At 36.6% G+C, this 13,064-nt stretch carries 7 protein-coding genes; 6 read left to right on the top strand and 1 reads right to left on the bottom strand.

Going from position 1 to position 13,064, the window contains the following annotated elements; genetic code table 11:
• The first annotated feature begins 131 nt into the window (after positions 1–131).
• The 6 genes from GTR01_RS14570 to GTR01_RS14545 all read left to right on the top strand — a co-directional run bounded on the left by GTR01_RS14570 (position 132) and on the right by GTR01_RS14545 (position 10,100).
• Positions 132–1,058 (top strand): helix-turn-helix domain-containing protein, encoded by a 927-nt coding sequence (locus GTR01_RS14570; RefSeq protein WP_160138543.1) that lies wholly within the window; start codon positions 132–134, stop codon positions 1,056–1,058.
• Between the two features lie 216 nt (positions 1,059–1,274).
• Positions 1,275–2,420, top strand: coding sequence for an efflux RND transporter periplasmic adaptor subunit (locus tag GTR01_RS14565; RefSeq protein ID WP_160138542.1), 1,146 nt, complete (start codon positions 1,275–1,277; stop codon positions 2,418–2,420).
• 9 nt (positions 2,421–2,429) lie between these two features.
• On the top strand, positions 2,430–5,570 hold the full coding sequence (locus GTR01_RS14560; RefSeq protein WP_160138541.1) for an efflux RND transporter permease subunit: 3,141 nt from the start codon (positions 2,430–2,432) through the stop codon (positions 5,568–5,570).
• A gap of 17 nt (positions 5,571–5,587) precedes the next feature.
• The gene (locus GTR01_RS14555; protein ID WP_228452245.1) at positions 5,588–7,000 is read left to right on the top strand and encodes an efflux transporter outer membrane subunit; all 1,413 of its coding nucleotides are present in this window, start codon (positions 5,588–5,590) and stop codon (positions 6,998–7,000) included.
• A gap of 59 nt (positions 7,001–7,059) precedes the next feature.
• On the top strand, positions 7,060–7,614 hold the full coding sequence (locus GTR01_RS14550; protein ID WP_160138539.1) for a DUF2652 domain-containing protein: 555 nt from the start codon (positions 7,060–7,062) through the stop codon (positions 7,612–7,614).
• Between the two features lie 302 nt (positions 7,615–7,916).
• Positions 7,917–10,100 carry a TonB-dependent receptor domain-containing protein gene (locus tag GTR01_RS14545; protein WP_160138538.1) on the top strand — a complete coding sequence of 728 codons (2,184 nt, stop codon included), beginning with the start codon at positions 7,917–7,919 and terminating at the stop codon, positions 10,098–10,100.
• 383 nt (positions 10,101–10,483) lie between these two features.
• Here GTR01_RS14545 and GTR01_RS14540 read toward each other — a convergent pair whose 3' ends face one another.
• On the bottom strand, positions 10,484–12,742 hold the full coding sequence (locus GTR01_RS14540; protein WP_160138537.1) for a glycoside hydrolase family 3 C-terminal domain-containing protein: 2,259 nt from the start codon (positions 12,740–12,742) through the stop codon (positions 10,484–10,486).
• Between the last annotated feature and the right edge of the window lie 322 nt (positions 12,743–13,064).

Below are 13,064 nucleotides of genomic sequence, written 5' to 3'. Positions count from 1 at the left end.
GCGGATACTTTACGGTTTTCCATAAATGAAGAAAAGCAAAAAATAGGGTGTACCGTACCCAATGATTATTGTTTTGCTTTTCCTTAGTTTCCCCTTTTTCATTACCTTAGTACTTTCATAATCCATTTCCTATGGCTAAAAGATCCCGCAAAGAACCTCCTAAAGAACCCGATTTTGTTTCTCAATTGGCTTTTGATGAAGTTTTACAACAAGTAGAATTTGATCTCAGAATCAAGGAGTTTGTGGTGATGGAAATTGACAAGGCGAATTATAGTATCAAACCCAATATCCCTTATCGTTCTGATTATTTCTGTATTTTTTTGGTACAGGATGGAAGTGTAGGATTCAGGCTGGATGATAAAAAGTACATGGTTTATAAAGGTGATATTGTCTTTTGTCCCATGGCTGAAACCTTTTGGGTAGATGATATTGCAGACAATTACAATGCAAGATACATTTTCTTTTCAGTGGATTTTATTTCACAGGCTGGTTTTAACTATAAATCTAATAATGTACTGAAAAGCCTATCCTCTGACCCTACCCATATTGTAAGGAATGAACCGGAATTGTATAAAAGATTGCAGTTCTATCTTGGTGAATTGGAAGCGCTGAATAACAAGGAGAAAGATAATTACTATTTCAATGAAATGATCTGGCATCACTTTTCATTGGTGATCTACGAGATTGATAATTATTTTAAAAAAATAGAAAAACCACATTTAGTTACCCCTAGAGAGGATGAGTTAACGACTAGTTTTTTTAAACTTGTTCAGGAGCATTTCAAAGAAGAACATAATGTACAATTCTATGCAGATAAGTTGTTTATCAGCCGAAAATATCTTACTAAGGTCATTAATAAGACGATGTTCAAAACACCTCGGGAGATTATTCATCAGGTATTGGCCGTAGAAGCTAGATTGTTGCTTAGAAATCCCAATCTGAATATCAATGAGGTAGCTGTAAAGCTTAAGTTTTCAGATCAGGCTTCCTTTAGCAAGTTTTTCAAAAAACATACAGGCAGGTCTCCTTTGGAATATAGAAAAGATGATTTGTATTGATGAATAATAAAATTTTCATTTTAGATGTCTTTTTGATAAAGTGAACGTTATTTCTGATTTAAAATTTCGAAATATATTATGTTTTTTGTCTATTAATGATATATCTCATGTTTTTCAAAATAAGGTGTCTTTTTGACAAAACAAGGAGTTTTTTGAATAATCTTATTGAACTTTTTTCATTCGAATTTTGTGGCGAAAATTTAAATGACTAGAGTTATGCAAAGATTTTTTATTCAGAAATCAACCATAATTTTCCTCTCGCTTATCGCCTTGGCGGGGTGTAGGAAAAATAACCAAAACCAATCTTATCAACAGCAGGCACCGGAACTTCCTGTAGAAATAGTAAAACAGGGGGATGCTTCTGTTTCAAGAGAATATGCAGCATCCATTGAGGGGATTTCCAATGTGGAGATCAGGCCTCAGGTAACAGGATATTTAAGTAAAATCTTTGTAGATGAAGGAGAGTATGTAAGAGCAGGGCAGCCCTTGTTTAAAATTGAAGATCAAATCTTCGGTGAGCAGTTGAAAAGTGCACAGGCAGCACTGATTACTGCACAGGCAAATCTTGCAAGTTCAAAAATTGACCTGGACAGAAAAAAGGAACTATTTAAAAATAAAATGGTTTCCGATATTCAGGTGAAAGAGGCTGAAGCAGCTTATAATGCTGCTAGAGGAGCAGTGAGTCAATCCACATCATCTATTGAATCTGCAAAGATCAATCTTAATTTTTCAACCATTAAAGCACCAGTAAGTGGATTTATCGGGAGATTCAACTATCGTTTAGGAAGTTTGATGACTCCAACTAATCAGGAACCGATTACCTTGTTGTCAGATATTCATCAAGTGTATACTTACTTCAGTTTGAGTGAAAATGATTTTAATAATTTTCAGAAACAATATGTAGGAAGCAATATTGATGAGGTAATTAAGAATACTCCGGCAGTATCTCTTCAGCTTTCTGCAGGGGAGAAATATGCAGAAACGGGGAGAATTGATGCTGTGGAAGGACAGTTTAACAAAACTACCGGCTCTATTACTTTAAGAGCAAAATTCAATAACCCGAATAACCTTCTGAGAAGTGGAAATACAGGAAAGATCTTATTGGATCAGTTTTATAGCAATGTTGTTTTGCTTCCTATAGCGTCTACGAGAACTATTCAGGATAAGGTTTTCGTATTCACAATCAAAAATGGAAAAGCAGAAATGCTTCCTGTTGAAATTAATGGAAAAGCTGGCGATAATTTTATCGTAACAAAAGGGCTGAAAGCGGGTGATCAGTATATCGTTTCTGGTTTCGACAGGCTACAGCCGGGAACTCCTGTAGTGGCACAAAAGAAAAATGCTCAACAGAAAAAATCGTAAGAAGAAATCATGTTAAAGAAAATTATAAAAAGACCCGTACTGGCAACGGTTATTTCCGTATTGCTTGTCATTCTCGGGATCGTCGGTATGGTCAGCCTGCCGATTACAAAATTTCCGGACATTGCCCCACCTACTGTTATGGTAACAGCTGCCTATCCGGGAGCTAATGCTGAAACGATTGCAAGATCTGTAGCCCCGCCGTTGGAAAATGCAATCAATGGAGTGGAAAATATGGATTACATTACTTCTACAGCGAGTAATGATGGTACATTAAGCATCACGGTGATTTTTAAATTGGGAACGAATCCCGATCAGGCAGCGATCAACGTTCAGAACAGGGTAGCACAAGTAACGAATCAGCTTCCTGCTGAAGTAATCCAGGCCGGAATTACTACGGTAAAGAGACAGAACAGCATGATTGCCATGGTTTCTCTTACAAGTAAAGATGGCTCAATGAGTGATCTTTTCCTTGAAAACTATGCAAAAATCAATATTGTACCGGAACTGAAAAGAGTAAAAGGGGTAGGAGATGCCATGGTATATGGAAATAAGGATTATTCTATGCGTGTCTGGCTTGATCCAAATAAATTGGCTTCTTATAATCTTACTCCATCTGATGTTTCCCGTGCTATTCAGACGCAAAACCTTGAAGCGGCACCTGGAAGATTAGGAGAAAGAAGTAAAGAAGTAATGGAATATGTCCTTCGATATAAAGGAAAGTTCACGGAACCTGAGCAATATGAAAATATTACAATTAAAGCGTTGAACGATGGTTCTGTTTTAAAACTAAAAGATATCGCTAAAATTGAATTCGGAGCTTATAGTTATACCGTATCTTCTAATTTTAACAAAAAAGCTTCTGTAACGATGGCTATTTTCCAGATGGCTGGCTCCAATGGAAATGAAGTTCAGATTGCACTTCAGGAAAGAATGAAGGAACTTGAAAAATCGTTCCCGGCAGGAGTGACTTATGAAATTCCGTATGCAACTAAAGAAGCCTTAGATCAGTCAATTGATCAGGTAATTCATACCTTAATTGAAGCATTTATCCTTGTATTCATTGTGGTGTATATTTTCCTGCAGGATTTCAGATCTACATTAATTCCGGCTATTGCAGTTCCGGTATCGATTGTAGGGACGTTCTTCTTTATGAAGATATTTGGTTTCTCAATCAATATTCTTACGTTGTTTGCCCTTGTGCTCGCGATTGGTATTGTGGTAGATGATGCCATTGTAGTAGTGGAAGCAGTTCATGCAAAAATGGAACATAAAAAACTGAACCCAAGAGCCGCAACGATGTCTGCGATGAGTGAGATTACAGGGGCAATTGTTTCCATTACCTTAATTATGTCTGCAGTATTCGTTCCGGTGGCATTTATGAGTGGTTCTACAGGGTTGTTCTATCAGCAGTTTGCCTTAACATTAGCGATTGCGATTGTGATTTCAGCGATTAATGCATTGACTTTGAGTCCTGCTTTATGCGCATTGTTCCTGAAGCAGCATCACGGAGGAGCTCATGAAAAAATGAATTTCAAAGATCGATTCTTTGCCGGATTTAACGCGAGTTTTAATAAGCTTACATTCCGTTATGGGAAAGCTGTATTGTTTCTTTTGAAGAAAAAATGGATTGCATTGGCAATAATTGTTGCCTTTGGAGGATTGTTCGCTTGGATGTCTATGACCACTCCAAAAGGATTTATTCCTGATGAAGACCAGAGCTTTATTATTGTAACTGCTAATCTTGCTCCGGGAGCGTCTAAGGATCGAACGTCTAAAGTAGTTTCTGACACGGAAGATCTTTTGATGAAGAATCCGGCAGTAGATAAAGTGATTTCAGTGGATGGATTGAACCTGTTCAGTGGTTCAATGTCTTCTTCTGCAGCTTCTATTTTCGTTAAACTGAAAAAATCAGGAGAAAGAGGAGCTGTTAACAATATTAATGATATTATTGGACAAACTCAGGGGGCACTTTCTCAGGATAAGAGAGCTAATTTCTTAGTGCTTAATACACCTACAGTGGATGGTTTCGGAAATACCAGCGGAATGGAGCTTGTGCTTCAGGATCGTACCAATGGGGAACTTCAAAACCTTGGGAATATTTCTTATGGAATGATGGGTGCTTTGATGCAGAGACCGGAAGTAGCGGTAGCGTTTACTACGTTTGATGTTACCTATCCACAGTTTGAAGTACTTGTAGATGAGGTGAAAGCAGCGCAATTAGGAGTGAATGTTTCTGACGCGTTAGGAGTAATGCAAGGGTATTATGGAAGTATTCAGGCTTCTGATTTCAACAGATTTGGGAAGTACTACAGAGTTTTAGTACAGTCTACTCCGGAAATGAGACAGGATAAAGAATCTTTGAACGGTGTTTTCGTTAAAAATAATCTGGGCCAAATGGTTCCTATTAATACTTTGGTTAGCTTAAAACAAGTAACAGGAGCTGAAGTGGTGGATCGTTTCAATCTCTTTAACTCGTCTAACTTAACTGTAATGGCTGCTCCAGGATACAGTACAGGTCAGGCAATGGCTGCTGTGGAAGAAGTGAGTAAGCAGGTACTTCCTCCGGGATATACTTACGATTATAAAGGAATGAGCCGTGAAGAAGCGGGATCAAGTTCGCAATCAGTAATGATTTTCGGATTGTGTATTGTGTTTGTATTCTTTCTGTTGTCTGCACAGTATGAAAGTTATATTCTTCCATTTGCAGTATTAATTGCTATTCCGGTTGGTTTGTCAGGAGTTTTTGTAGGAATTACTTTCGCGGAATTGTCTAACAATATCTATGTTCAGATTGCTTTGGTAATGTTGATCGGGCTTTTAGCAAAGAATGGTATTTTGATCGTAGAATTTGCGATTCAGAGACGTAGAGCAGGGAAGAGTCTTATTGCTTCAGCGGTTGAAGGAGCAAAAGCACGTTTACGTCCGATTTTGATGACCTCTTTGGCGTTCATTACAGGATTACTTCCATTAATTTTTGTGGTAGGGCCATCTGCAATGGGTAACCATTCTATTGGATATGCTGCGATTTCAGGTATGCTTTTCGGTACTATTCTGGGAATCTTTGTAGTACCTGTACTTTTCGTGATGTTCCAGGCTTTGCATGAGAAAATTAACGGAAAAGTAGTAACGGATGCAGATTGGGAATATTAATTCAAATGATTTTAACAATGAAAATTAAAAATATAGCATATATCGCATTCATTTCAGGAACAGCGGTCTCCTGTGGTGTTCAGAAATATGAGCGACCTGAAGTGAAGATGCCGGAGGCTTTCAGGAGTGACAGTATTGTGGTGGAGCAAAATGAAAATATAGCAAAGATCAGTTACAAAGACTTTTTCAAAGATCCTGTTTTAGTTGGTTTGATTGATAAAGCAATGATACAGAATAATGACCTGCAGGTAGCTTTAAAACAGATAGAATTTGCTTCACTGGCGTATAATCAAAGTAAATGGGGAAATGTTCCAACGGTGAATGCTACAGCAAACGCTACGATCAATCGAGCTTCAGACAACAGTATGAACGGAATGATGGGAAGGCAGTTCATGGGAAAGAGGTATACGGAAGATTATACTACCGCACTCAATTTTTCATGGGAAGCTGATATCTGGGGGAAAATTAAAGGAAGAAAAGAGCAGGCTTTGGCTGATTATCTTAAAACCCAGGAAGCAGCAAAGGCGGTAAAAACACAAGTGGTAGCTGCTGTTGTTCAAGGATATTATAATCTTTTGATGTTGGATACTCAATTGGAAATTACTAAATCCAATCTGATGTATGCCGATAATACCCTGAAGTTTTTGGTGAAGCAACAAGAACTTGGATTGACAACAGCTTTAGCAGTGCAACAACAAGAAATCGTAAAAGATCAGATTCTGAAAACGATTCCTGCGATTGAAAGTTCTGTGGCTACTCAGGAAAATGCATTGAGTCTGTTAACCGGTTCTATGCCTGGTAAAATTGAAAGAAGTGCAAGCCTGAATAATGTTCAGTCACCGGATCATGTTTCGGCGGGAATTCCGTTAGAATTGCTGAGTTATAGACCCGATGTAAAAACTGCTGAATTGGAGGTGAGAAAAAGTGCAGCAGCGATTCACGTGGCTAAAATGAGTATGTATCCATCCTTGAATATTACGGCTCAGGGAGGAGTAAATGCTTTCCAGATCAGCAAATGGTTTAGCGTTCCGGGATCTCTTTTCGGAATGGCTGCCGGAGCCATTGCACAGCCTATTTTAAATGGAAAGCAACTTAAAACGCAGTATGAGCAGTCTAAAGTATTAGCAGATCAGGCGGAAATAGGTTTTAAACAATCTGTTTTAAAAGCGGTAGGAGAGGTTTCTGATGCTTTAGTACAGATTCAAAAGCTTGAAGAGCAACAGAAAATTGCAGAAGGATTGGTGGTGAAATCAAATGAAGCTGTAAAAAAAGCTGATGTATTGTTTAAGTATAATTCGGCGACCTATGTAGAGGTGATTATGACACAAACCAATAAGCTTAATGCTGAATTGGAACTGGCTTCTCTGAAAGCTCAACGATTGAATGCAATCACTGCGCTGTATCGTTCCGTAGGTGGCGGATGGCAATAAAGTAAAATTAAACCTGCTTCGTCTTTAATGATGCAGCAGGTTTTTAATCTATGATTATTATGAAGAATACAAATATACAAGAGGGTATCATTCTAATTCCGGATTTCAGTGGATTTACCGAATTTGTGTTCAATACAAAACTTTACACAGGAGAATATATTGTAAGACAACTACTATCTACACTGATTGATGTGAATGATCAGTATTTTGAGATTTCTGAAATCGAAGGCGATGCCATTTTATTTTATCGATATGAGGAAAATCCATCGTATCAAAATATTTCAAAGATGCTTTGGAAAATGAGAAACGCATTCAACAGGAAAATAAAAGAATTGAGTAAAAGTTTGAGTACAACAATCGATTTATCTCTGAAGTTTATTGTCCATTATGGAGCATTTTCGCAGTATAGTATTGGGAATTTCAGGAAATTATATGGCAAGCCGATCGTGGAGGCTCATCAGTTGTTGAAAAATGGATGGGCAGAGAAACCTTCTTATGCTTTATTCAGTAATTCTTTTTTAGAAAACAGTAATAATCAGAACTCTGATTTTAATGAGGATCAGCACCATCTTTCAGAAGTAGGTATGATTCATTATTTTGAGAATATAAACTAGCATATTTTTTATTTTTTAATCCTTGTAAATTTGCTATTGCTAGCGGCCCGGGTGAGATCCGGGCTTTTTTTATGTTAAAATTTGACCTTGAGAGAATTTTTTTTTCTTTAATTTTTTATATATGCTCTCGGTGTAAGTGGTTTTGTTTATTTATTTTATCTTAATAAATGTTATTTTTTTAAATTATTCCTAAAATTGAATTTTGTAAAATGTTAAAACAGAGAGGTTTATTTCAAATTTTTATTTTCTTGATGTAACAAATATTGAGATATAGTGGTCTTATAGATAAACTAAGATTTCACATGAAAATAATATTATTTCCTATAGCAGTATTAACGGGTTCTCTGGCATTAGCTCAGACTCAGACTCCGGCTGCTAAGGATACTGTAAAAGGCAATGCAAAAGAGATAGAAGCGGTTACCATTGTGGCAAGAAAACCAACGGTAGAGTCTAAAGTAGACCGAACTGTTTTTAACGTAGCCAACAGTGCTATCGTAGCTGGAAATACAACATGGGATGTTCTGAGAATGACTCCTTTGGTAAGCATAGATAATAATGACGCAGTAAAGGCTGAAGGCCAAACGGTAACAGTCTATATCAATGATAGAAAATCAGTTTTTACAGGAAAGGAATTAAAGGAATATCTTAAAACAATTCCGGCTGATAACCTACTGAAGATTGAAGTGATTACCAGCCCATCTTCCCGTTACGAAACTTCAGGATCTGTTATCAATATTGTCCTTAAAAAAAGAGATGATGAAGGGATAAAAGGAAGTATATCTCTTAATAACAGACAGAGTACCAAAAACTCACAATACACAAATTTTAACCTGAACTACCATAAGAAAAAATTCACACAGACTCTTATAGGAGGGTATAATAACGGGAATTATGTACAGACGAATCAGACGTGGGATCATCGATATGACGGGAATAAACTTACGCAATTCAATCTGAAAAATCTAATGAGAAATGAAAGTCCTTCTATTTCTTCCACCTCAGAGTTTGAAATCAATGACAAGAATAATTTTGGATTTGTCCTGGAATATTCACAGAATAGGAGTTTACATACAGCAGAATCTGATGGGATGATCTCCAGAGATGGAGATCCTGGCGAATCTTTCCGTCAGAATCAAACTGATTGGGGATTCAGTCGTAATTTGGGTACGAATGCTTTCTATAAATATTATGATAAAGAAAAGAATAGAATTTTAGATATTAATGTAGGAACCAATTATTCAAGTAATAATAATGATAACTTAATTGATAAACAAATTGATAAACAAGGGGTGAAAACAGATCAGCAGCTTGGTGTTCTCAGTTCTAATCAGATGCGTAATTACTACTTGAAAATAGATTATACACAACCTTTAGGTAAATCAGGCGGAACAATAGAGGTAGGGGGTAAATCGGAAATTAATAATCATGTGATTCCTAACAGTCTTTATGGATTCAGTATCAATGATCCTGCTTCAGACTATTCTAATCTATCTAAGAACGATCGGTTTCATTATGAAGACAGGCTGAGTTCTTTATATGCTAATTATAGTAAAACTTTTTTTGAAAAACTGGAAACCAGAATCGGACTTCGATATGAATATATTGATTATAAAGTAAGACAGGATGTAGCAGGTACGGAAAGAAAAGATAAATATGGGACTTTTCTTCCCAATCTATTGCTGAAATATAATTTTTCAGAGAAATTTGATTTGAGCCTTACCTATAATAGAAGTATCTGGAGACCGTGGTATTCTGAATTCAACCCTTTCCTGATGCCTGAAATCAATGGTACCTATTCCAGAGGAAACCTTTATCTGAATCCCAATCCCAATGACAGGCTTTATCTGAAATTTGGAATTCTGAAAAAGTATTTTATTTCCGCAAGATACATGCATACCAATCAGGATTATTGGACGACTTATGTAACGGAAAATGGAAGAACGGTTTCCTTACCCGGTAATTTTGACGGAAAGGTTGAAAAATATTATCTTTTTGCCAATACCAATCAGAATTTTCTGAAAAATAAACTGAATATCAATGCCGGATTTGGTTGGTATTATATTAATAATAAGGATTTTAATGAAAAGAATAAGCTGGGTGGTAAAGATTATATCAGTTACTGGGGAGCTTCTGCAAATATCTCTTATACTAATCTGTTTAATAAGAATATTAATTTAAGTGCATGGATGGAGCTCGCCAATCAAAATAACGGAAATTCATACGCAAACAATACCAATGTCTTCCATAATATTTCAGTGACCAAGATATTCCCGAAAACCCAGATGGAGTTGAGTATGCAGCTTATGAACATCTTTAAAAGACCTTATGGAGATAACACAACGTATAGCCCTGACGGAACTTTTAGAGAGTATTCAAAATGGGATTGGTACGGTGTTTCTCTTACTTTTGTAAAACGTTTCGGAAATCAGAAAGTGAAAGAAAATACCAAAACGGATGTTGAGAAAAACTCCGGCGGAGCAAAATAAAAAAGGTAGTTCAATATAAAGGCAGGTTTCAGTTTTGAATCCTGCTTTTTTTTTAATCTGAACCATTAAGAATTTTTAAGTGTTTAAGCATCATTAAGATTATAGCTGAAATTATTGATAAGCAGCGTATCTTTATTCATCTTTGAATAAGCTTAGTTTCTCTTAAATCTTTATTTTTCTTAAAGGTTTAAGAGTTTAAAGCGCTCGCAGATATCGCAAATTATGCAGATTTATGAGAAAATCTAAACAATCAGGTTGCTTATTGAGTGAAAAACAAAAAAAGCAGGTTCCAATAGGAAACCTGCTTCAAAGTTCTACAAAATTAATAGATAGATAAGTTAGCTGTCAAATAGTAATTTCCATCTTCATGCTTCCATCTTTTACTATTTCAACGTAAACTTTATTTTTGTTTTAATAGCATCAGAAGAATTCCCGATTTGTGCTTCGAAATCTCCAGGTTCTGCAACCCAGTCATGTTTCTGAGCATCAAAGAAGCTTAAAGCCGTTTTATCGATGGTAAATGTTACTTCTTTTTCTTCTCCGGGATTTAAATATACCTTTTCAAAGCCTTTTAATTCTTTGGCAGGGCGTGGGACTGATGATTTTAAGTCAGAAATATATAATTGTGCAACCTCTGCTCCGGCTTTCTTCCCTGTATTTTTAACGGTTACAGTAAAAGTAATAGTGTCATTAAGTGATAAAGTTGTTTTATCAGCCTTCGCTTTACCCAACTCAAAAGTAGTATAGCTTAATCCATGTCCAAAGCTGAAAAGAGGTTTGATGTTTTTAGTGTCATGCCAACGGTATCCTACTAATATTCCTTCATTATAAGTAATATTGATTGGATTTTTCTGATCTTTTCCTTTTCCCGCTGCCAATTCATCCCTTTGACCAGGATATTCTCCAAGCTGATGTGCTGAATTATCTTCAAGTTTTACAGGAAATGTAAACGGTAATTTTCCTGAAGGATTAGCATCACCCGCTAAAATAGAAGCGATTGAATTTCCAGCTTCAGAACCAAGATACCAAGCTTGTAAAACTGTTGGAACATCTTTAATCCAAGGCATGGCCACAGCATTTCCGGAAACCAGAACTACAGCCAGATTTTTATTGGCTTTAGCAAGTGCTGAAATCACGTTATCCTGATTGTAGGGAAGATCATAATTTTTTCTATCGTTTCCTTCACTATCCTGGAAGTCTGCTTTATTCAGTCCGCCTACAAAAATTACATAATCTGATTTTTTGGCAAGGTCTACAGCTTCATTTAGCAATTCCGTTTCAGAGCGGGTATCTTTTAGGTCTTGTCCGGATTTTACACCATTATATTCACCACCTATATCTCCTACATATCCTCTGGCATATTGCACATCAGATTGTTTTCCAAATCTGGATTTTATACCATCTAATGGAAGCGTTTCGTATTTTACTTTCAATGAAGATGAACCACCACCAACAGTCATTATTTTAATGGCATTTTCACCAATGACGGCGATTTTTTTAGCCTTATTAAGGTCGATAGGAAGTATATTTCCTTGATTTTTTAATAAAACAATCCCCTCTTCTCCTATTGTTTTAGCAACAGCTTTATGCTCTTCAGAAGCAATATTTCCGAAAGGCTTATTTTTGTTCATGGTAGTTTTATAAGCAAGACGAAGAAGTCTGGTTACTTTATCGTCCAGTTCTTTTGTTCCTACTTTTCCTGCTTTAATCAGATCAAGATATGGTTTTGCAAGATAATAATTATCGTAAGCGTTTTTAGTTCCGGCAGAAAGGCCATTTGTCCATGATCCAAACTCAAGATCCAACCCGTTATGGATGGCTTGCTCAGTATTGTTAACAGCACCCCAGTCAGAAACGACCACACCTTTATAATTCCATTCTTTTTTCAGGATATCGTTTAAAAGGTATTGATTTTGGCTGGCATATTGACCTTTGTACATATCATAAGCTCCCATGATCGTCCATGAATCTCCTTCTGTAACAGCTGCTTTGAAAGGTGGAAGATAAATTTCATACAAGGTTCTGTCATCTATCTTTACATTACTGGTGTGACGAAACATTTCCTGGTTGTTCAGGGCAAAATGTTTCACAGAAGTTGCCACCCCGTTAGATTGTACTCCTTTAATATAAGGAACCACCATCTTTGAGGTAAGGTAAGGATCTTCACCCATATACTCAAAGTTTCTTCCATTTAAAGGTGTTCTGTAAATATTGACACCAGGCCCCAATAGAATATCTTTTTTTCTGTAACGAGCTTCTTCTCCTAATGCTTTTCCGTAGTTCCAGGACATTTTCTTATTCCAGGTAGCGGATAAAGCTGTCAGGGCAGGGTAGGCGATGATAGAATCATTAGTCCAGCCAGCCTGATCCCATTCGTCCCACATCACTTCAGGTCTTACACCATGAGGACCGTCAGTAGTCCAGAATTCCGGAATTCCTAACCTTGGTACCCCAGGAGAACTGAATTTTGATTGAGCATGAAGCATTGCTACTTTTTCTTCCAGCGTCATTCTGGAAAGAGCGTCCTGAATACGCTGTTCTACAGGTTTTGATTCGTCTAAATATACGGGAGTATTAGTCTGAGCCATATAAGAAACAGAAATAAAGGTGAATAAACTTACAATGGCGGTTTTCTTTAACATATTGCCTTTTTATTGGATTGAAGCAAAAATAAACAAAATTTTTATATTATCTCAAAATGAGAAAATAAATTTTAGAACATAAAAAAACTGCCGGCAAATTGCTGACAGTTTGTTATTTATTGTTGGGTAGAAATGTGATTGGTGAGATAAGAGATGTAAAGAGAATAGACGAAGAGATAATAGACGGATAGATGATAGACAGAGAGACCTTACATATCAATAGTCAATTTTGCTTCGCAAGTGAATCGTCAATTAGAGGTGAAGGGATAACAATCCTGTTTCCCGTATCTCGAATCTCGCACCCCGAAACTCTTCAACACGA

The sequence above is a fragment of the Chryseobacterium sp. c4a genome, assembly GCF_009900745.1.
Taxonomy (GTDB): Bacteria; Bacteroidota; Bacteroidia; order Flavobacteriales; family Weeksellaceae; genus Chryseobacterium.
This window is presented reverse-complemented; position numbering and strand designations above follow the sequence as displayed.